This is a genomic window from Cupriavidus sp. GW823-FHT07B10, from assembly GCF_058794355.1.
In genome coordinates, this window is record NZ_JBXAGS010000022.1 from 74,442 (window position 1) to 95,656 (window position 21,215).

The 21,215-nt window shown below is 63.0% G+C and carries 20 protein-coding genes and 1 pseudogene; 17 read left to right on the plus strand and 4 right to left on the minus strand.

The features are described from left to right. Both AC1Q6V_RS30310 and AC1Q6V_RS30315 read right to left on the minus strand, forming a co-directional pair. Entirely contained in the window at positions 1–348 is a 348-nt protein-coding gene (locus tag AC1Q6V_RS30310) for a TrbC/VirB2 family protein (RefSeq protein WP_011154272.1), read from the minus strand. 19 nt (positions 349–367) lie between these two features. Continuing rightward, the gene (locus AC1Q6V_RS30315) at positions 368–1,417 is read right to left on the minus strand and encodes a TadA family conjugal transfer-associated ATPase (protein WP_492344670.1); all 1,050 of its coding nucleotides are present in this window, start codon (positions 1,415–1,417) and stop codon (positions 368–370) included. A gap of 378 nt (positions 1,418–1,795) precedes the next feature. Between AC1Q6V_RS30315 and AC1Q6V_RS30320 the strand changes: the two genes are divergently transcribed. From AC1Q6V_RS30320 to AC1Q6V_RS30400, 17 genes and pseudogenes are all read left to right on the plus strand, one after another. Then, the gene (locus AC1Q6V_RS30320) at positions 1,796–2,503 is read left to right on the plus strand and encodes a VirB8 family type IV secretion system protein (RefSeq protein ID WP_492344710.1); all 708 of its coding nucleotides are present in this window, start codon (positions 1,796–1,798) and stop codon (positions 2,501–2,503) included. Positions 2,504–2,518: 15 nt separating this feature from the next. After that, positions 2,519–3,427, plus strand: a complete 909-nt coding sequence (locus tag AC1Q6V_RS30325; RefSeq protein ID WP_492344671.1) for a TrbG/VirB9 family P-type conjugative transfer protein — start codon at positions 2,519–2,521, stop codon at positions 3,425–3,427. 14 nt (positions 3,428–3,441) lie between these two features. Further along, positions 3,442–4,668 (plus strand): TraB/TrbI/VirB10 family type IV secretion system protein, encoded by a 1,227-nt coding sequence (locus AC1Q6V_RS30330; RefSeq protein WP_492344711.1) that lies wholly within the window; start codon positions 3,442–3,444, stop codon positions 4,666–4,668. Next, a complete protein-coding gene (locus AC1Q6V_RS30335) occupies positions 4,661–5,458 on the plus strand; it encodes a lysozyme family protein (RefSeq protein WP_492344672.1) in 798 nt (265 codons plus the stop codon). Before AC1Q6V_RS30330 ends, AC1Q6V_RS30335 begins: the two co-directional genes overlap by 8 nt. Then, on the plus strand, positions 5,455–6,744 hold the full coding sequence (locus tag AC1Q6V_RS30340; RefSeq protein ID WP_492344673.1) for a TrbG/VirB9 family P-type conjugative transfer protein: 1,290 nt from the start codon (positions 5,455–5,457) through the stop codon (positions 6,742–6,744). The genes AC1Q6V_RS30335 and AC1Q6V_RS30340 overlap by 4 nt, the downstream gene beginning before the upstream one ends. A gap of 26 nt (positions 6,745–6,770) precedes the next feature. Next, entirely contained in the window at positions 6,771–7,175 is a 405-nt protein-coding gene (locus tag AC1Q6V_RS30345) for a lytic transglycosylase domain-containing protein (RefSeq protein WP_492344674.1), read from the plus strand. A gap of 27 nt (positions 7,176–7,202) precedes the next feature. Further along, positions 7,203–7,700 carry a toxin co-regulated pilus biosynthesis Q family protein gene (locus tag AC1Q6V_RS30350; protein WP_492344675.1) on the plus strand — a complete coding sequence of 166 codons (498 nt, stop codon included), beginning with the start codon at positions 7,203–7,205 and terminating at the stop codon, positions 7,698–7,700. Continuing rightward, on the plus strand, positions 7,700–9,370 hold the full coding sequence (locus AC1Q6V_RS30355) for a type II secretion system protein GspD (protein WP_492344676.1): 1,671 nt from the start codon (positions 7,700–7,702) through the stop codon (positions 9,368–9,370). Before AC1Q6V_RS30350 ends, AC1Q6V_RS30355 begins: the two co-directional genes overlap by 1 nt. A gap of 15 nt (positions 9,371–9,385) precedes the next feature. Further along, positions 9,386–10,060, plus strand: coding sequence for a type IV pilus biogenesis protein PilP (gene pilP, locus AC1Q6V_RS30360; RefSeq protein ID WP_492344677.1), 675 nt, complete (start codon positions 9,386–9,388; stop codon positions 10,058–10,060). 3 nt (positions 10,061–10,063) lie between these two features. Then, positions 10,064–11,314 (plus strand): type 4b pilus protein PilO2, encoded by a 1,251-nt coding sequence (pilO2, locus tag AC1Q6V_RS30365; protein ID WP_492344678.1) that lies wholly within the window; start codon positions 10,064–10,066, stop codon positions 11,312–11,314. Then, positions 11,311–13,113, plus strand: a complete 1,803-nt coding sequence (locus AC1Q6V_RS30370; protein WP_492344679.1) for a GspE/PulE family protein — start codon at positions 11,311–11,313, stop codon at positions 13,111–13,113. Before pilO2 ends, AC1Q6V_RS30370 begins: the two co-directional genes overlap by 4 nt. After that, on the plus strand, positions 13,110–14,150 hold the full coding sequence (locus AC1Q6V_RS30375; protein WP_492344680.1) for a type II secretion system F family protein: 1,041 nt from the start codon (positions 13,110–13,112) through the stop codon (positions 14,148–14,150). The genes AC1Q6V_RS30370 and AC1Q6V_RS30375 overlap by 4 nt, the downstream gene beginning before the upstream one ends. A 34-nt stretch (positions 14,151–14,184) precedes the next feature. Next, a complete protein-coding gene (locus AC1Q6V_RS30380; protein WP_135707504.1) occupies positions 14,185–14,685 on the plus strand; it encodes a type 4 pilus major pilin in 501 nt (166 codons plus the stop codon). 51 nt (positions 14,686–14,736) lie between these two features. Then, on the plus strand, positions 14,737–15,216 hold the full coding sequence (locus AC1Q6V_RS30385; protein ID WP_492344681.1) for a hypothetical protein: 480 nt from the start codon (positions 14,737–14,739) through the stop codon (positions 15,214–15,216). Positions 15,217–15,228: 12 nt separating this feature from the next. Next, positions 15,229–16,476: a shufflon system plasmid conjugative transfer pilus tip adhesin PilV gene (gene pilV / locus AC1Q6V_RS30390; RefSeq protein WP_492344682.1), complete on the plus strand. Its 1,248-nt coding sequence runs from the start codon at positions 15,229–15,231 to the stop codon at positions 16,474–16,476. Between the two features lie 16 nt (positions 16,477–16,492). Further along, positions 16,493–17,014: a hypothetical protein gene (locus AC1Q6V_RS30395; RefSeq protein ID WP_492344683.1), complete on the plus strand. Its 522-nt coding sequence runs from the start codon at positions 16,493–16,495 to the stop codon at positions 17,012–17,014. Positions 17,015–17,107: 93 nt separating this feature from the next. Then, positions 17,108–18,469: pseudogene (locus tag AC1Q6V_RS30400) on the plus strand (IS3 family transposase). A gap of 66 nt (positions 18,470–18,535) precedes the next feature. On the opposite strand, the gene AC1Q6V_RS30405 reads toward AC1Q6V_RS30400, so the two are convergent. Together AC1Q6V_RS30405 and AC1Q6V_RS30410 are read right to left on the minus strand one after the other, a co-directional pair. After that, entirely contained in the window at positions 18,536–19,567 is a 1,032-nt protein-coding gene (locus AC1Q6V_RS30405; protein WP_492344684.1) for a CAP domain-containing protein, read from the minus strand. Between the two features lie 606 nt (positions 19,568–20,173). Beyond that, entirely contained in the window at positions 20,174–21,211 is a 1,038-nt protein-coding gene (locus AC1Q6V_RS30410; protein WP_492344685.1) for a CAP domain-containing protein, read from the minus strand. Positions 21,212–21,215: the final 4 nt, after the last annotated feature.

Here is a 21,215-nt window from a genome sequence, read left to right on the forward strand (position 1 = left end):
TCAGAAGCCGGTGCAGGCGGCCACAATATTCAGCGTCTTCAGGATCGACGGCGCGGCCGCGGCCAGGCCGACGCCAACACAAGCGCCGGAGATGAACTTGGACAGGCTCGATTCAGCATTGGCATAGGCATAGGCGCCGAGCACGATGACAATCAGGCCGATGACGAACAGATACTTCGTGTTGATGAAGGTGGCGATGCCGCAGATGAAGTTGCCAAGATTGCCGAGGAACGAATCGTCCGCCGCGACGGCGGAGGTGGCAACGGCCATCATGCCGACGAGCAGCAAGGCGGACGGGGCGTACTTGCGAGCTGTCGCGCGGGCGCGCTGTGAGAACGGAGAGGTCATGCGGAAAGACTCCTGAGGTTTAGAAAACGCGTTGGAACTCGTAGTCGTTGTTGCGAAAGCCCTTGATCTCGATGATCTCGGAGAGCACGCGCATGTCGCCTGAGCGCTTCATATGCACAACGTAGTGAATGCAGTCGGCAATGAGCCGACGCATGTCTTCGACTTTCCAGCCCGAGCCGGGCGGAATACCGAGCAGCGCCATGCTTTCAAGACGAGACAAGGCCATGCGGGGACTCGGTGCGTGCAAAGACCCCATGCCGCCGTCGTGGCCGGTGTTAAAGGCCTGGAGCATGTCGTACGCTTCGCCGCCACGGACTTCGCCCACAAGAATCCGATCTGGCCGGAAGCGCAGGGAAAGGGCAACGAGATGCTGTGTGGTCACGCCCTTGTCGGCGTTGGAAAGCAGCCGCACGACGTTCGGCACGCTGGGCTTGAGCTCCGTCGTGTCCTCGATGGTGATGACCCGCTCCTCCGGCGGAATCTCGCCGACCATGGCATTGAGTAGCGTGGTCTTGCCTGAAGACGTACCGCCTGCCACCAGGATGTTCTTGCGCTGGCGGACTAGCTCGCCGAGCGCCTGGGCGAGTGCGTCGTCCTCGACAGGGCCGCAGAAGATGGGCGTCTCGATTTCCGTGCGCGCATGCCGGGATGAGAACGCGCCGGCCTTCACATAGTCCGACAGGCGCATGTTCTTCTCGCGATGCCGCCGGATGCTCAGTGCGTGGCCGTCGATCGACGTTGGCTGCATCACGGCGGCGATCCGCAGGCCCTTGTGACCGGCGTTGATGATGCCCTGGGCCGTGCCGCGCACCGCAGACTTTTCTACCGACGACGCCAAGGAACGGATTGCCCCCTCGATCTTGAACGGATCGATCTCGATATCGAGTCGGGTCATGATGCCGCGTCGCTCGACCCAGATGCTGTTGTGGCGATTGATCATGACCTCCGCTACGTCATCCGCATGAAGGACATCGTGCAACGGCGCCAGCGATTCGAAGAACATCGACACGGAGCTGTCGGCAAGCTGCGTGAGCTGCAGAAGAGGGTGGTTGGTGGACGCTGATTCCATGCCCGCTATTGTTGGCGGGCAAACGGTCCTGTAGTCGACTGAAAGCTAGGCGATTTTCAAGAGCTTTTGACGAAGTCGTGGGGCGCCGGTCCGCTCAAGGCGTAGCAAGAGGAACATGTTCCTTCTCAAGATAGCGAATGACGCGGTCAAATCCTGAGCTTTCGAAGGTAGACACCTCGCTGGCGCCCTTCGCCGCGGGAAATCGGGTGGCGGCATAGCGGCTGGCGCTGGGCGAGCCATCCCGACGGCTGTGAAGGCATCAAATTGAGGTGAAGCGAGAGGAAAATTGGAAAGCTCAGCAAATTGGCACAGCTTTCGAGGGCAGGTGCATGCCATTTCGCTGATTCAATTAGCGGCATCCCAAAAGCCCGCCGCATCATGCGATTCCTACGCAGATCCACCGACAAAGCCAAGCCCCTGACCGTTGCGCCAGGTATGTTTGGCGAAGAGCGTCCGGAACAAGTCATTTTCGATCGGACCACGCGCATCACCGTGGACCGCAATCACTGGAAGCTCGCAACGGTCGGCGCCGCGTGCGTCGCACTCGCGGCGATTCTGACCCGCGAGCTGCCGCCGTCGGTGGTGAAGGTCGTTGGCGTTTCGGCGGATGCGACCGGCAAGCCGATCACGCGTGAACTGGACGCATTCCATCCGGATGAACGACAGGTGCAGGCCGCGCTCAAGGACCTCGTGCAGCGGTGGTTCACGATCGAGCCCATTCTGACGCCAAAGATTGAGTCGTCGCGCATGGCGGCGAATCTGCGGTCGGTGCGAGAGCAGATGCTGGGCTCGGCCAAGGAGCAGTTCAAGGCATGGGTCGATGAAGACGAGCCGTTCCGGCAGGTGATGTCCGCGCCGACGCTCACCCGGGAACCGAAGTTCACCAATATTGCCAGCCTGCCCGATAGCACCGTGGTGGTGGAATTCGTGACCACGACCACCGAGGATGGGTACAAGCCGCGCAAGCAGCGGTACGCGATCACGTTCCGCTATCAGGTCAAGCCGGCGGACAAGGAAGCCATGCTCGGGACGAACCCCTTTGGTGTCTTCCCCATCTTCTTCTCCATCCAGAAATCTGCGGCCTGAGCCGTGCAAATGCCCATGGAAGCGCGCACCCCCTCCCGACTTCTCCCGCTGGCCATCGCCCTTGGCCTGGCACTGTTGCTCTCCATCCCCGATGGCAACGCGGCGGAAAAGAATGGGCGCCGCCTCGGCGCAGGCGTCGCCGGTCTTGGTATCGGCGACCTGAGCGACGCCATGAACCCGGGAAACCCGTTCAACGGCGGTGTCGACCCTATCGCGTTGCCGGGTGATTCACGCCTGGTCGTATTCACTTACAGCCGCGACCAGATCTTCCGCGTGCTGAGCGCGCCACTGAAAGTCACAACGATCGAGTTCCCGGACGATGAGCAGATCGTTGGCGACCCGGCCTGGGGCGAGAACGTGCGCTGGGACTACGACACGGATGGCGCCAACCATCTCTACGTGAAGCCGCAGGCGGCGGGTCTCGTCAATACCTTGTCGGTGAACACGAATAAGCGCAGCTACGAGTTCACGCTGGTGTCCTCGCCGCTGGGCGGCATCTTCTACCAGAAAGTGCGCTTCCGCATTCCGACCTCCATCTCGGCCAAGCTAAAGGCGCGCAACGATGCGCGCGGCGAGCAAGGGGAGGATGCCAGGTCAGCCGGGGCCGATGCGCGCAACCCTGACGCCGTCGCGGTGTCGCCGGACCAGTTGAACTTCGAGTATTCCATTTCCGGCACCGCCAGCTTCAAGCCGGAGACCGCGTTCGACGATGGCAAGGCGCTCTGGCTACGACTGCCTGCCGCTGCGTTGCAGAGCTGGCCGGTCGCGCTGGTGAAGGACGGCAGCGACTTTGTTGTGGTCAATCAGCTTCGTCGCGGCGGCTATCTGGTGGTGCAGCGCCTCGCCGATACCATCGTCCTGCGCTCCGGTGACGATGAGATCAAGATCGAGCGTGGGCGCCGTCGCGTCCTGGGGCTGTTCTGATGCGCGCCTCGAAGATGGATCCAAACGCAGCTTCCGTGAGCGATGCGCAAGTCCGTACGGTGAAGGGGAAGCTTCCCCGCAACGTGATGTTCGCACTCGGCGGCATTTCGGCGTTGATCGTGGGCGTTCTGGGCTACTACTTCCAGACCGTCACGGACGAACAGCTTGAGGCGAAGGCCGAGCAGGCACGGGCGGATCAGATCAAGCAGCGCGCGGGCAATGCTGACAATGGGCAAAGCCTTGAGGCGGCGATTCGCGCACAGGCGGACAAGGCTCGCGAGGAAGCCGACAAGCAGCGCAAGGAAGCCATTACGCCGGACTCCAAGAAGCCGGTGCTGACCGCTGCCGATCTGAACGGCGGCCCGAAAGCGACGCCCACGGTGGATGCCAAGAAGAACGAGGAGGATGATCTCTTCACGGCACCGGTGTTCAAGTCTGGCGTGCGCAAGTCTCAACTGAATCAGGGGCGACTGCCAGCCGGGATCGCGGATGTCTCGGACCCTGCGCAAATGCGCGCGATCCAGCAAGCGGTGGCCGCACGCCAGGGCGCTGCGAATGCGGCCGCGCTCGCACAGGACAACGCGACGCCACAGCCAGTCTCCGGTGACCGGCAGTTCCTGCGTGACGCCGGGAGCGTGAGCACCTTGCGAACCGGCTTCGATGGCAAGTTGCCAAAATGCACAGTCAGCCGAGGCTTCGTCATCCCGGCAGTGTTTGCCGGGGGCCTCAACTCGGACAAGCCCGGCGAGTTCCGCGCCACCGTGTCCCAGGACATCTACGACACCGTGCAGGGTACCTGCAAGGTAATCCCTGCCGGCAGCACGCTGGTCGGTATGTATAGCGCGGACATTGCTGTCGGGCAGGAGCGCCTTCTCACAGCGTTCGTGCGCATGCAACTGCCCAACGGCAAAACCGTGCCGCTCCTGGGGATGCAGGGTGCCGATCCAGATGGGACCGCCGGCAACAGCGGTGACGTCAATAACCACTTTTTGAGAATCTTCAGCGGTGCGCTGGTGATCGGTGCGCTCTCGCTTCGTTTCAACGACAACCCGACGACGACCACCGTCGGGCCGGCCGGTCTGGTCGCCTATGGAAACGCCGCGGGGCAAATCGCCACGCAGACCGCGCAGACCATCCTGAACCGCAACCAGAATATCCGTCCGACCATCACGACCGAGCCGGGACAAAAGGTGATGGTCCAGGTCAAGCATGACATCGTGCTGGAGGCCTATCGTGACTAAGCGGCTCGCAGCATTCGTCGTATGTGGCGTCGCATCGCTTGCCACGCAAGCTGCAACGATCGACGCGGTCATTAGCCCGAACGCCATTGTGGTGAAAGTCGATGGTCGGGCGCGTGTTCACACCCTCGAAGGGAATCCGGTCCTGTATTGCGGACTCGAAGCATTCCTCGGATGGTCGGCGCGCCTGCTTGGTGCACAGATCGATCCCGGTGCGGAGGCTGGCCCAGTTGTCACGCTTGCCGGCAAACCTGTACCGATCGCCGCCTTGTTCGTGCGCGAGGGTTGGCTGCGTCCGCCCGCACTGAATGATGCCGCACAGGAAGCGCTGGCCGAGCGGCGCGGCGGCTGGGCGTGTGCCCCCAAGACAGAACCGTTCGGACAGATGGGAAGCCGCGTGGATCCCAAGATCACAGCGGGCATTGCCATGAATGAGTCGTCCTACCGAGGCCGACCCTGGCCGTGGACGCTCAATGTGGCCGGCCGCGGCATGTTCTTTTCGACGCGCGAGGAAGCCTACGGCGCCATCAACCGATTGCTTGCCAATCAACGCTGCGATTTCGATGTCGGGCTGATGCAGGTGAACTGGTGCTACCACGGCAAGCGGTTCGCTTCGCCATGGGATGCGCTTGCCCCGGCGACGAACATCCGCGTGGCAGAAGACATTCTGACCGAGAACCTGCAACGCAGCGGCTCCGCCATGAAGGCGGTGGCGTGGTACCACAGCGCGAACCCGGAGCGCGGTGGGCCGTACTTCTCCCGATTCATGAAACACGTCGCGCAATTCCAATGATCAGGCCGCTTATCCTTTCCGCACTTGCTCTGGTGGCGACGCATGCCATGGCGGCCGACACCGACCCACTGGACTTTGACTATCAGGTCGTCGCGCGTGCCGCGGAGCGCCCCGCGATGGTGTTCAACGATGGCCTGTCGACCTACATCCAGCCGCGGCATGGCCAGGCTGTGCAGGCAGATGGCGCCATCCAGAGTGGCCCTTACTGGGTGATCGAGGGGGTGCCCGACGTCATTCGCTACTCGGTCAGCGGGCAGCCCGTTGTCGCCCGGTGGAAGCGTGCGAACGGTTTCACGTCTGAGCCGGCAAATCCGGTGGGCGAAATCGCGCGTAGCCCCGCCGCAATCTCCGGGCGACTGGCACTGATCGGCAGCTACGCCAGCCAGCCTTTGGTGCGCGCTGGCCGGTCCAACCTGCCGCTCGCGCAGCTGGTGAAGTCGATCGCGCCGGCAGGATGGAGCGGCACCGCGCAGAAAGACATCCCCTTGACCGAAGAAGTGATCCTCGAAACGCGCGGCGGGGAGAACTGGCTGCAGGCGCTTGCCCGCGTGCTCGAGCAGCGCAACCTCTACGGTGAGGTGGATTTCAGCCGTCGAAATATCGCGCTGCGCGCCGGCCCACCGAAGAGCTTCGCCGTGGTCGAGGGTGACGTCGCAGCCGCAACCCCTGATGGGAAGCTTCAGGCCACTGCCACGACAGCTAACACGTTGCCTGCTTCCCCGGCAACGTTGCCTGCAGCCCCTGCCGATGCGGTAACGCCGGTAGCCGGGACACTGCTGCCTGACGGCCCGACGCTGGCATCGGCATTCGGCGCCATGGCGATCCGCGACACGAAGCAGGGCCGAATCGAGATCCGGTTCGAGCAGGAGCCCAAGGACTTGGTCTTGCGGGACGCTTCAAACAGCAAGATCTGGACGAGGTGGGACGAGACCCAGCGCGTACTGTCCTTTGCGACAGTCGACCGGTTCACGGCGAGCGCGGACGGCAAGTCCGTGGAAGTGACGCGCGCGCCGGAGATCGACTACGAGTTCCCGAATGGGAACAGCGCTGGCCTGGAAATGGTTTTCGAGAAGGACGGCGCCACGTACCTGAGCTTTGCCAAGTCGCTCGTGAGCGTGTCGGTGTTCGGCGATGAGCACCAGCGCAACGGCGAGCACCAGGACCGTTACTACAAATTCAACGGCATTGCAGCACGCTTGACCGTGATCGCGGATGGGAGCGTGGTCTACGTGGATCGCGTGCCGCAGGTCCGGTTCCAAGAGCAGCCTGGAAAGGTGGCGCTGTGAGGATCGGAGCGATCGGGTTCGTGTGCATGGCCTTGCTGACCGGCGCTGCCCATGCCGACTGCCTGGACGATGCTGCGGTGTTTCACGGCGTGAGCCCTTCGCTGCTGCGAAGCATCGCCATGCAGGAGTCTGGCATGCGCCCATGGGTCACGAATCGCAATGCCAACGGTTCGGAGGATATCGGCCTCATGCAGATCAACTCGATCCACCTGCCGCGGCTGGGCCGGTACGGCATCACGCGAGCCCACCTGTTTGATGGATGCATCAATGCCTACGTCGGCGCGTGGATCCTGCGCGAGAACATCCAGCGCTTCGGGCCGACGTGGAAAGCAGTCGGGGCTTACAACGCCTCCTCACCCTACAAGCAGTTGCGCTACGCCAACCAGATTCATGCGCGGTGGCAGGCGCTGCAGCGCGCCGCCTTGCGGTAGTTCCTCACCTCAATCGAACGCATAGCTATGTGCCAATCCAACCGAACCACCCGCATTGCTGTCGCCGCAGCGTCGTTGCTGAGCGGCCTGATCCTTGTGCCATCGGTGCACGCCTCGCAACTCTCGAACGACGGCTGGCAACACCTGCAGCCGCTTCGTGCCCCCAAGGCTGCCGTCAACCCGACCATGCTGGCCGCGAATACTCCCTCCGTGGTCGCCGCGGCACCCAACAAGGCGAGCACGCCGGCGAGTGGCGCACCAACGGTCGGTGCGGTGTTCCGGCTAGTCAAAGGGGAGGCGCTGCAACAGCAGCTTCAGAACTGGGCGAATCGGGCCGGTTGGACCGTCGCATGGAATGTCCCGGACGGCTGGATTGTGCCCGGCGACAAGGACTACGGCAGTGACTTCGAAAGCGCCGTCAAGCGCGTGGTCGAAGAGCTGGCCAACAACGGTGCGGACGTGGTGGGCGATAGCTGGCGCGGCAATCGCACGGTGATTATCAGCCAAAACGGGATGGTTCAGTGATGATGCAAATGAAGAGGAATACGGCGCGCTACACGGCGGCTACCGTGGCGGCTGCAACACTGCTGTCCGGATGCGGTGTGATGGAGACGCGCAACTTGCAAAACACCATCGGCAGCGACGCGCACGCGGCTTACGCCGATGCACCACGCAGCCGCCCGGTGTTCCGGGTGCATGAAGGCGCCTGGCTGATGGGAGAGAAGATCCGAGCCAGCAAGCCGCAGCCGGACATCTACAACAAGCATGTGGTGTTCAGGGGCACGCTGGGCTCGTTGACCGAAGCCGCGAGCTGGATCGCACAGAGTATCGGCGTGCGTGCGACGGTAGACGCATCCGCCGTCGCAACCGCTGTGTCCGGTACGGCGCCGACCCAGCCGACCGCCGCGGCACGGCCGACCGGCCCGATCCCGATGGGTGGAACGCCGCGCGTGGACCTGGCCTCCTCGCTGGCCGGCACGTCTGCGTCGGGCCAGGGTGCTGGCATGGCGCTGTCTGTGCCCTTGACCCTTAGGTACGAAGGCAGCTTCAAGGGCTTCCTGGATGCCGTCGAGGCACATTTCGGGGTCTGGTCCCGCTACAACGACGGCACGGTTTCGTTCTTCAGGACGGAAACGCGGACCTTCATGCTGCCGAGCCTCGCGGATTCGTCCTCCATGAATGGCTCGATCACGACGTCGGACAGCAGTTCCGGCGGCACGGCCGGCGCCGGAGGCAATGGCGGGTCTGGTGGAAGCGGGGCGGGAAGAAGCGGTCAGTCCATGACGATGTCGACCGAGATGAAGCCCTGGGAGACGCTGCAGGCGACCGCTAAGGCAGTCGCTGGCGCGAGCGCCGACGTCGTGGTCGACAAGAATCTCGGCACCCTGACGGTCACCGGCGACCCCGTGCAGTGCGACCGCATTGAGCAGTTCGTCAAGAGCCTCGTGGCGATGTATGGCAAGCAGGTCGCCATCGACGTACAGGTCTACGAGGTGCGCGTCACGCGCGAGGACAATTTTGGCCTGAACCTGTCGCTTGCCTATCAGAGCTCTAGCGGTAAGCCCGACGTCTCGTTCAGTTCCGTCAGCACGCCCACGATTTCAGGGAGCGCCACCCCCATGAATCTTGGCGCGACGATCATGAGTGGTCCTTTCGCCGGCAGCAAGGCCGTGGTGCAAGCGCTTTCGACGCTCGGCAATGTGTCACAGGTGGTATCGCGCTCGGGCGTGACGCAGAACGGCAAGGTGCTGGCTCTGCAGACCGCCACGCTGCAGGACTATGTCGCGCAGTCGCAAACGACGCTGGCTGCCAACGTGGGTTCCACCAGTTCCATACAGACCGGAACGGTGACCTACGGCTTCACCAGCAACTTCCTGCCGAAGGTTGTCGATGGCCGCATCCTGATGAATTTCGACATGACGCTGTCGGACCTGCTGCCACTGCAGCGATTCAACTCGGGCGGCGATGCGAACCAGACCAGCGTGCAGCTGCGCACCATGCCGACCAACCGGTTCACGCAGTCGATCACGCTGAAGCCCGGCGAATCGCTGGTACTCACCGGCCTGCGCAACCAGAAGGCCTCCACGACCAACAACGGCGTGGGTGAGCCGTGGATGGCTGCGCTCGGCGGCGGGGTTGGTGCCCTCAAGGGAGACACGGTCATCGCCATCATGATCTCGGCCCGCTTGCTGTAACAGAGAGACCATTCCATGCAGAATCGCTCATTCAATATTCGTTGGACCCCGGCCGCGCTGGCCATTGCCGCTACCGTCGGCCTCTCGGTGACCGTCCCTGCCCATGGGGCGTCGACGATGTCGAACCCTGTTGCAGCGGCGATCGCATCGGCGGGGGGCGGCTCAGTGACGTCGCAAGCGGGGACCGGCTCGGCGGCGCAGCCGGTGGCTGGCACCCCAGCGGCGGCCAATGGGACACCCACAGCGGCTGCCGCGCCCCCGGTGGAGACGGCACAACCGTCGCGCACCACTGACGCGCCCGAACTCGCTGCGTTGCAGTCCCAACTGGCCTTGTGGAAGGCACGCGCCGAGATCGCCAAGTTCAAGGCAGAAGTGAAGCGTGCCGAGGATTCCATGGTGGCAGCTCCTGCTGGGGCGCCGCCGGGAGCCGGCGTGCCGTCGGTTTCGCTGGGCGGCCCAATGCCGACGGGCGGCGTCGCAGAGCGAGCACCGCGGCTCGCGCCGGAAGCGCCCCGGCTGGTGTCGTTGCGCGCATTCGATGGTCACTACAACGCCGTAGTGGATGTCAGCGGCCGCACGGTGCCGGTCCAGGCTGGCGACTCGCTAGACGGTGGCTGGAAGGTCGTGAGCATCGACGACGGCGGGGTAAAGGTTGCCAACGGCAAGCGCGTGCGCACGCTGAGGCCGTGAGCGATGGCGGAGATCCTGTCATTCCCCGGACTGAAAGGTGGCTTTGCCATCGGGCTGACCTGGCATCACGAGGAAAAGCAGCCGAGCAAGAGCGTCCTGCGCGCGAGGGCGCTGGAACTTGGCCGCAATGTCCGCTGGGGCGTCGTGCATGAAAGCGCGGAAGGCGCCATCCAGACTGGTTTCTGCGAAGCGATCGCCGGCGCGAAGCCGGCCGGGCTGAAGCCGCTCGCGGCGATCGTGGCGGGCCAGCACCGCCAGCCGTGGAGGGGGCTTTTTCATCTGCAGGGCAGCCTCTACTGGTACATCGCCGTCCGTCAGGGCCACGCCGTCATCGCCGGTGGCGACCGGGTTGGCACGCTCGAGGAACTGGCACCGGTCCGCGAGCGGCATCGCGCCCTGGGCGAATGGATGGAGGTTGAGGGAACGGTTCGGGATCTCGCGAACATGGCGCGGGCGTCGAAGGGCGTGTCAGCCATGCGAGACGTCCTGACCGGCCCTTGGAAGTCGACTTCCTATACCGTCGCTGCGGCGGCTGGCGTGGCGGCCCTTTTCGTGGGCGGGTGGTACTGGTACGACCAGCAGCAGGAAGCTGAGCGCGAGGCGCAATTGATGCGCCAGCGCGCGATCGCTGCAGCGCAGCGTGCCAATGAGGCTGCTCGGCAACGGGCGGTACCTTGGGTTGATGAAGCTACGCCGACCGCCTTCCTGCAGGCGTGCCGCCGCGCGTGGGACCGCCAGGCCCTCGCGGACGCGGGCTGGACGCTCTCCAGCTGGCGCTGCAAGCCTGCCACGTCGACGGCCCTGACGATCGAAACTACCTGGAAGCGGGAGGGCGGTTTGGCGGCCAACGCGCCAGGCGCGCTTTCCGCCGACGGAAATCAAGCGACGGTGACCGGAAATGCGCCGGCGGCTTTCCTGCCTTCGTCGCGCGCGGTGAGTCGGCCTGCCGAAGCGCAGCGTTCGATGTGGACGTATGCACAGGGTACCGGCGTGGGCTTGCAGCTGACCTCGCCGCCGCCGCTGCTTCCGGCCGATGGCAACACGCCGGTTGATCCGTGGCTCGCAATGACGGCGGACTTCGGCTTCGGTGCACCGCCGTGGTTGGGCTTGGGCGAGGGGTTGGACGCGGTAGCGGGTCTGCGACTGACGGAAGTCAGCTACGACGCGGCCGCCCAGGCATGGAAAGGAACCGGAAGGCTATATGCAATGCGGGATGGCGCAGTGCCGCCTCCTGCTGGGAGTCAACAACAATGATCGCGACGATCTCTCGTCTGTGGCGCAGTCCACGCAGTGAGTCGGCACGAAGCACCGCATTTGCAACCCGGGCCGAGCCGTCGGTGAAGTCCGATGCGCTCGCGTTGCCGAAGCCTCCGGAGGTGCTTGAGCCTCATATCCTCTATCCCCGCAACCTGCCGGCCACCTTCGACCGTGTTGCCTACAACCTCGACCATCTGACGGCTGACCAAGCGGCGGCGCTTCGTCAACGCGTCGCGGAAAGCGGGCTGCACGTGGAGGATGTCGCCAAGGAGCTGGGCCTGACCGATGACAACGTGCAGCAAGTGCTGGCGGTGCACGGCTGCGACATCTACGTGGACGCCCGGCATTTCGGCACGCCGCGGCTTCTGTCCTGGGAAGCCAAGCTGCGGCGCAGCGGTGCGGCGCCCCAACTGCGCAAGGTCTCCGCGCAGGAGCTTGCCGTGCTGCGTCAGCAGCGTGGCTCCGGCCAGCAGCAGGACACCGACCTGCAGACCCTGACTCTCGCGCGCCGGCTAATCGCGGATTGCGCTGTGCTGATCGCCTCGGACATTCACATCCTGGTCCGTGAGCACCACACTGAGATTCAGGTACGGATCAAGGGCGACCTGCGCACAGTGTCGGCGCTGTCGATGCGCCGCGAGGAGGGGGAACGCCTGATCCGCGCCATGTACACCGGCCTCGCCACGGTGAAGGCGGCCACCTACAACCCGCTGGACGTGCAGGACGCCCAGATCGCGGGCGATGCACTACCGGGCACGGGGCTGTCGAGTGTGCGGATCGTGCGCGGGCCGGCCTACCCGGTGGAGAGCGGCGGCGGCTTCCTCGTTGCGCGGCTGCAATACCGCGAGCACCACGAAGGCGCACTGAAGGCGGATGCTGTCCATGCAGCCAAACGGCTCGATCTGCGCACGCCGAAAGCGCCGGGCGGCGAATTCAAGCTTGGCCAGATGGGTTACACGCCGCTGCAGGTGGAACTTATCTCGCAGCTGCTGCGCCGCCCCATGGGCGTCATCGTTGTGACCGGCCCGACCGGGAGCGGCAAGACCACAACCCTATTTGAGTGCACGCGGCACCAAGCCCGCCTCTTCCCGGAAAAGCGGCTCATCACGATCGAGAATCCGACCGAGTACCCGATGGATTGGGCGATCCAGCTCACCACGGAGAGCGAGCGCTTCCCGGAAATGTTGCGCATGACCCTGCGGATGGATCCGGATGCGGTGCTGCTGGGCGAAATCCGGGGCGTCGAGGAGGCGATCGCGACGCTGCAGGCCGCGGCGACCGGGCACCAGGTGCTCACGACGCTCCACGTGACCGATCCGTTCGAGACGTTCTCCCGTCTGGTGATGCTGGACCATGTTCGCCTGGCGATGGAGGTGATCGCCAATCACACGCAGATCATCGGCCTGATTGCACAGCGGATCGTGCCGTTGCTCTGCCCGAAATGCTCGGTCACCCTGGACAGGGCGCCTGAGCCGCTGCCGGACTACATGCTGCAGGCGATGCGCTCGTGGGGGGACTTGTCCGAGGTGCGCGTTCGCGGGAGCGGATGCGATCACTGCCACGGTGAAGCCATCATTGGTCAACAGGCGGTTGCTGAGGTTGTCGTGACCAGCGAGAAGCTGATGCAGGACTTCATCAACGACGGGGTGTTGGAGGCGCGGCGCAATCATCGGGCCCGGAAGGGTTCGGACAAGCCCATGATCGCGCACGCCATGGATCTCGTTCTGGCCGGCCGTCTGAGCCCGGTCGATGCCGAGCGCAGCGTTGACGCGATTCCGGTGCGGGAGGACCTATGAGCGGATTGTCTTGGGCAATGCGCCGGCGCCTGTATCAACAGGCATCGAGCCAGCTGGAAAACGGGCTGACCCTCGCGCAAGTCATTGAGGACTTCCGGGAGCGGCAGGACAGGCGAGGCCGCAAGCGCGCAGCCGAGGCCGCGCACGAGGTCGGGCGGCAGGTGCGTGATGGCAAGACGCTGATGGCGGCGATGGGGGCGAGCCTCAGCGATCTGGAGCGCAGCGTTCTGGACGCCGGGGAGAAGGCTGGACAGTTGCCGGACGCCATGCGGCTGGTGCTGGACGTGCGCGAGCTGACCACGCGGCTGCGCCAGAAGCTGCAAGCCAGCTTCTTTGCGCCAACGGTGTATCTGGCCTGCCTGTATGCCGTCCTGCTGGTGATCGGCGGCTACATCGTGCCGCAATTCCTCGACATCCTGCCGATCGAGAAATGGACCGACTGGGCCTACGCCATGTACTGGATGGGCCAGTTGGCCGTGGGATGGCCGGCACCGGTGATCTTCGGGAGTCTCGGCGTATATGCCGTCTGGAGCTGGTGGGCACTGCCGCGGTGGAGCGGGCCTGGCAGGCGGTTCTGCGACCAGCACGTATTCCCGTTCACGGCGTACCGCGAAATCACCGGCTTCACCTGGGCGATGTCTTTCGTCGCGCTGCTGCGAGCGAAGGTCCCGGATATCGCCGCGCTGGAGGGACAGATCGGCTCGGCATCGCCATGGTTGGCCTCTCGTCTGAGACCGATTCGCCTCGGACTGGCTGATGGCCTGGACCTCGCGGAAGCCATGCGGCAGACCGGGAACGGCTTTCCGTCGCTGGACCTGATCGACGAAGTCGGCGCGTATGCGGGCTTTGATGACTTCACCGAAAAGATCACGGTGGCCGTGCGGCAGAACGCTGAAGTCATCGAACGCCAGTTGCTTGCCAAAGGGATGGTGATGTCAGCGATCTTCACCGGCTTGATGTTCCTTGCTTTCGTGGTGCTGCAGCTGGGCTCCAACTCACTCTCATCGATCCTCACGTCCTCGATGGGTCAGTTCTAACAACCGTCGTATTCATACACTTTAGGAGCTTTACATGGATGGCATTCTTGGGCGCATCGTCGCCATCGTCTTGGGACTTCTCGCACTGGCTGGGATTGCCTATGCGGGCTATAACGGCTTTCAGAATCACAAGGCCAGTGTGGTGGCGACGAACATCGCGCAGCTGATCACGAACGCTCGCGCCGGATTCTCACAGGGCAACAACGGCTACACCAACTTCACTACCGCAAACATCCCAGCAATGATCACCGGCGGGATGTTCCCCTCCGACATGGTGCGCGGCACCACGCTGATCGACTCTTGGGGCAATGCAGTCACGCTTGCGTCGGCCAACAGCGGATCGCAGGGAGTGATCACCTTCGGCGGCGGTAATGCCCAGACGGCGAAGCAGTGCGTCAGCACGGCCCTCGGCCTCAAGGATTACGTGACGCTGGTGGTCGGATCGACGACGTTCAACCAGACCAACCTGCCCGACCAGGCCACTGCGGGGGCGGCCTGTAGCGCCACGGCGACCTTTACCCTCACTTTCCAGTAAGGAAGCTGGCGCTGTCGCCACTCGCTGTCGCCACTATCTGAGGAGCAGGATATGGGCTATCTCATGTTGCCGATCGCGACGGTCCTGTTCAGCCTTGGCATCGTGGCGCAAAGCTGGCAACTGTCACAAGCAGCGCCGGGGGCGGGCATTCCCGGCCGCATGGAAAACGTCGCAACGGTCACCGCGCAGCAGGCGCAGGCCTATGGGGCGGCATGCGTGTCGACTGCCGACTCAACGCCTGGCCTAGTTGGCGCGAGCCTGATCCCGGCGCTGCCATCCGGGATGGTGGCGCCGACTGGTGCGGGATGCATGGCCGTAGCCAACCCGGGCGGCGGGCGCGACGTGTACGGCTACGTGCGCGTTTCGTCTGGTGCCGGGGCCGCGCTGCTTGGGAGCACGCAAGGCAGTCTCGCGTGGTTCCGGGTCCGTAGCCAGGGTATGGCCATCAACATCTCCACCGGCACCGCATACAGCGTGCCTTCGACCATTCCCGTTGGGGCGCTGGTTCATTGGGTCCAGCTGAACACCTGAGAATCGAATCGCATGGAAGCCATACTCGGATATCTCATCGCACTGATGCTCTCGACACTGAGCTTTGCTGGCTTCGTGACCTGGGCGAAGGCGGGTGTCACGAACGTGCAGACCGCGGCCGCGGCGAGCCAGATGCTTGTGTTCGACAAGGCCGCCCTGCAGTTCGTGCAGGATGAAGCCGCGACACTGGTCGCACAGGCGACGCCAAGCGTGCCCGTCAACGTTACGCCGGCGATGCTGATTAATGGCGGCTATCTGCCTGCCGGATTCTCGGCGACCAACGTGTTTGGCCAGACGTGGCTCCTCCAGGTTCTGCAACCGACGCCGAATAACCTGCAGGCGCTTGTCACTTCGCAAGGTGGGCGTGCCATCACGGACACACGCCAGCTCGTGCAGATCGCGGCGCAGGCCGGCGCCCAGGGTGGCTTCGTGCCCTACATAGGTCAGAACGGTGATCCGACGATGGTCGCAACCCGAGCCTATGGGGCGTATGGCGCATGGCAGGTACCGCTGGCCAACTATACGAACCCGGGCAGCGGCAGGCTCGCGTCGTTACTCGCCTTTACCGGCGCGCAAGCCAACAACGGCTATTTGTATCGGGTGCAGGTTCCGGGCCATCCGGAACTGAATCGGATGCAGACGTCGATCGATATGGCAGGCAACGACGTCAACAGCGCAGGCCGTGTCACGGCCACAACCGCGCTTACCAGCGGAGGAGACACCTACCTGACGAGCACCGGCGCTCCTGGCACTGCGTGTGGTGCCGACACGTCGACCCGCCGGAGCACCACTGGAACGGGTCATGTGATCTGCTCTGGCGGCATCTGGCAGTCGGTCGGAACCGCAGTGGCAAACGTCTATGAAGGGCTTGGGTGTGGCAACAATGGTCAGATTGCAACCAGCGCTACGAACGTCGGCTACATCTGCAAGGGCAACCGCTATATCGCACTCACCAATGCGCTTGGCAACATGACCATCACTCGGAAGTACGAGAACGTGACCGATGGCATGACGTTCGGGAAAGACAACTGTCCTGGTGGCACTGCATGGGCGCTGTATACATCAAAGCAGCAAATGGTGAACATAACTGGCTACGTTTTGCCGCCGATCCAGGGCGTTTACTTTTCGATGATTGACTATGGCACGTACTGGTACGCACAAGCGAGCGCAAGATCGTCGGCCGCTTGGTACAGCGGAAATGATACCGGCGCCCTCGGGGGCCAGCTCGTCGGCACGGTGACAACCGGATGCGCGTATTAACTCATCAGATAGCAACATGAATATCAAAAAAGGACTAAGACTCATGTGTGCCGCCAAGGCTTCATTGCTGGTGAGCATGTTGACCTGCGGTGGGGCCGCTTCCGCGCAACTCATTTCGTATCCCGCGCCGCCTATGACCGTCGCGGATTGCCGGGGCGCCGACACCTGGCAAAAGCGCGCGGATACCGGTTTGGCCTACTGCCAGGAGTACATTCCGCCGCCGCCGCCGCCACCCCCTCCTCCTCCGCCACCGCCGGCCCCTACGTGCCAGTATTTCCCTCAGCGCTTTGCCATCTACATCGGGGATATGGGCCAGTGTTCAGCAGATGGCGGCTGTCAGGGCACGGGATACATGATTTACTACGGCGGCGCCATTGTCGCGGCTGAAATGTGGGTTGACACATGGTTTTGGCCCGATCTCAACGCTCGTGCCAGTGCCGCCATCGCAACCACTGGATATAGCCTCGGCAAATCCCTTGGGACCGAACTGGGCAATGGCAACAACATGGGAATCTCCATTAACGAAGTCTGTCGGTAGGGAGACGGACTAGCAGCTTCAAAGAGAAAGGCCCCCGCAAGTCAACTGCACCCCAAAAGTTGGACATACATCCAACCTTTGGGGTGTTTTTTTATGACGAAGTACAGCGAGGCATTCAAGCGTCAAGCGGTTCAGGAGTACTTGGCGGGCCGAATCGGAACCCAAGCGCTAAGCGAGAAGTACGGGATGGGCCGTTCGGTACTGCGACGCTGGGTCAGCGCATCGCAGCATCACGGGGAATCTGGACTGCGCAAGAAACATGAAGCGTATAGCGCCGAGTTCAAACTGAAGGTGCTGCGGCGCATGTGGCGCGACGAGTTGTCTTATCAGCAGGTCAGTGCGCTGTTCGATCTGCGTGAGGCCAAGGGTGTCAGCCGATGGGAGCGCCAGTATCATGAGGGTGGTTTCGAAGCCCTCCAGCCGCGCCGCAAAGGCCCGGTCCCCAAGATGCCCCAGACCAAACGGCCAGCCCACATCCGCGCCAGTTCACGACGAACGCTCGCGTGAAGATTTGCTCAAGGAAAACGAGTATCTTCGCGCGGAGGTCGCGTACCTAAAAAAGTTGGATGCCCTGCTCCGGGCCAAGGAGCAATCGATGCCAAAGAAAAAGCGCAAGCCGTGAACACTTTGCGCGCGCATCACCGTCTGTCGGACCTGCTCAGGGTCGCCGGTCTGGCACGCAGCACGTTCTACTACCAGTTCAGGGCCAGCCAGGCCGAGGATCGCCATGGCGAGCTGAAGGCGCGTATTGCCCACATCTTCGCCCAGCACAAGGGACGATATGGCTATCGTCGGATTACGGCAGCCTTGCGCCAGAGCGGAACCCGGGTCAATCACAAGACCGTGCAGCGGCTGATGGCGGTGCTGCAACTGAAGTCAGTCGTGCGACCCAAGCGATACCGTTCGTATCGCGGGGAGGTTGGGCGTGTGGCGCCCAACCTGCTACAGCGCCAGTTCAAGGCAACCAGGCCAAATGAGAAGTGGGTGACAGACGTGACCGAGTTCAGCGTTGGCGGCAAGAAGCTATATCTCTCGCCCGTGCTGGATCTGTATAACGGCGAGATCATTGCCTGGCAAACCAGCGAGCGGCCTAACTTCGCGTTGGTCCGGGGAATGCTCGACAAGGCTCTGCGGAGGCTACGCCCAGAGGAAGCCACAATGTTGCACTCGGATCAGGGCTGGGCCTATCAAATGCCGGCATATTGCCGGAAGTTGGCCTTGCGGGGCTTGCCTCAGAGCATGTCTCGAAAAGGAAATTGCCTCGACAATGCGGCGATGGAAAGCTTCTTTGGAACGCTCAAGTCCGAATGCTTCCGGCTTGGCCGCTTCTCCGATGTCGATCAACTGCGCCGCAGCATCGCCGAATACATCCGGTACTACAATCACGACCGCATCAAGCTCAAATTGAAAGTGCTGAGCCCCGTGCAATACAGGACTCAGCCAAAGGCCACTTAACTTACCCGTCCAACTTTAGGCGGTCAGTTCACAAGCGGGGCCTTTTGCTTTTCGTACGGGTTCCTCTTAGAAAGTCGTGAAGCTCCACGTCTTGCTGATTGCCACACCGTTACGCGCACCGGCGAAAGTTGCCGTGTACGTCCCTGCGGGCAGTTGCTGCGTCGGCAGCAGGAAGACCACGCCGCGCCACAGATTCAGGTCTTCAACCGCAGCCGTCATCGAACCAGCTTTGGCATTCGTCGACACCAGTACGCGAGCCGGGATGGCGACACCACCGGGGCCGGACAGCGTGAAACTGCTAACGGTCAGCATGTCGGTCGCTTCCGGCGCTGCAACGCGGAACATAACTGGACGGCCGGCCATCGTCAGATCGGGAGCCGGATTAGGCGACTCGGCCGCTGGGGTGAAGCTACCAAGGACGTTCGCGCCGTCAGTGGGGTAATAAGCCACAGCGTTGCTTGCCATCTGCTGACCACCCCATTGCGGCAGACCGTACCCATTACCCTTCGCGCCTGTCACCAGACCGAAATTCAGAACGCAACGGTTGTCGCGCACGGCGATACCGACAGTTTCTTGATTGCTGGTGATGGCTTGTAGGTGATAGATGGAGTTCTTGAACGTCTCCACGCAAGCGGTGCCCGTAGGCGAACCGGACAGTGCAGCTTGACTGATCCATTGATCCTTGCTGCCACCAGCCGCGACAACTTGATCGTAGGGAGTATCGCCCGTGTAGCCTTGCTTGCCCGCAATTTCGGTGTGCGACAGGCCATTCGCCTTGATGTAGTCAAGGTGATTGGAGGCCGCGGTATCGAGCTTGTCATCCTGACGCAGCACACCAACACCCATTGCGAGGCGGACATTGTTCAGTGTGTCGTACGCGACCAGGCGCTCATCGGCGGCTGGGTAGGTAGGAGAAGGCGCGCTTGTCGCCGGAGGAATAGAAGTGGGTTGCTCCGGAGTTACCGGCGTCGTCGGGGTAGTGGGCGGAGTGGTGGGGTTCTTGGTGCCACCGTCATCACCACCACCGCCGCCGCATGCTGCAAGAGCGAGCGTCATGGCCGTGGCCAGCACCGAAAGAGCGAGTTTGGAGTTTTGCATGTTTTTTGTTCCTCTTACTTTTCCCGGCCGGGGATCGACCGTTACTTTTAGCGTACCGATCTGCGGGCGAAGTCAAGAGCCCGCAATCCCCGGCCGGACGTGAGAATACACGAAGGCGACCAACACCAAGACGGCGAATAGGAGCCGAATTTGACCCCCAGAAAGTGGGGTGCCTTACCTATCGGCTCGATTTTCGGAGTGATTTTTGCCCAGGGCGCGCTACCGCGAACGGTACAGCGACGTTCCGCAGCTGTTGCAGATGTGCCATTGGTGCACTGCGATGAAGGGCTGTTCGCGCCAGAGGCGGATGCTTCGAGATCCGCACCGATAGCACGACATGCCTCGCTCGGTAACACAAGCTGGATACTTGCGCGCATACTCGCTCACCGTTGGCAGGCCTTTGCGGGTCAGCACGAATGCGAGCAAGCCAAAGTACGAGAAGACCATGCAGGCGAGCGCCCATGGCCATGCCCACCGTCCCTCCTGACTCGCCCACTTGAACGCCAGGTATGCGGGCAATGCGAAAGCGATCGCAATTGTTATCCATTCCATCTTAGATCTCCTGTTGTCGCGTCTGAGCAGCCCCTTCATTCTCGGAGGGGCTGGCTATCGGAAGGCTGTGGTGGTGGGCGTTGCAGTCTTGAAAGTCCATGAAATGCTCACAGGCTTGCCGGCCCGAGTGCCCGAGAATGAAGCCGTGTAGGTCTCGCGGTCTGCCAGGGGCGAGAGCGGTAGAAGGAAGGCCGCGTTGTTGCGTAGGTACTCGTCGGCAACACCAACAGAACCATCCGCCTTCGCGGCTGGGGACACCAATACGCGTGCAGGCACCTCGGCGCCGTTGCTGGCCACAAGCTTGAAGGTCGTCACGGACAGCACCTCGGCGAGCGCGCCGTTGGCGTACACCATCAGAGGCCGGCCTGGCGTAGGCAGGTCTGGCGCGGGATTTGGCGACTCGCCGGCGAAATTGAATCCACCTTGCACACCGATGTCGCCGTCCGCCGGCACAGTGATGAAAGTGTCAGCGTCAAACTGCTGGCCACCTCCATAGGGCACGCCGTTGGGCGTAGGGCTTGGCTGCGTGGCAGTGATCGTGCCAAAGTCCAGAACGCAATGGTTCAGGCCTAAGGCACCTGTGCTGCTGTACCCAATACCGATGGATTCCTGGTTGGTCACAAGGGACTGCAGGTGATAGACGGTGTGATACCACTGGTCGACGCAGCCGAGGCCAATCTCTCTGTCGTTCGGCCCCCTGGCCGCGCCCACGACTTCGGCTACCCACTGGGAATCCCCGACTCCGGCCTTCTGCGCGCGCAGCAGTGGCGTGGCCTCGTAGAAATACTGAGAGTCCGCCGTTTGATCGTGCTGAGCCACGCTGTGTGCGCTGAGATAGACGGCGTGTGCCTGGGCAGCCGTGTCGAGCGCGGCGTCCTGCGCGAGCAGCCCGACACCAAGCTTCTGGCGCAAGGTGTTGACGCCCGTGAAGAGCGCGAGCTGTCCAGAGCCTTCGGAGTAGGTTGGATCGGCCACGTTCATCCTGAGCGAAGCTGCCGCGGGCGCCTCGGGCAACTGGACGGGCGGTGGCGCGCTGCCAGTTGCCCAAACCGGGCCCGCGCAGCACGCTGCGATGACGAAGTAGTTTCGCATTGGC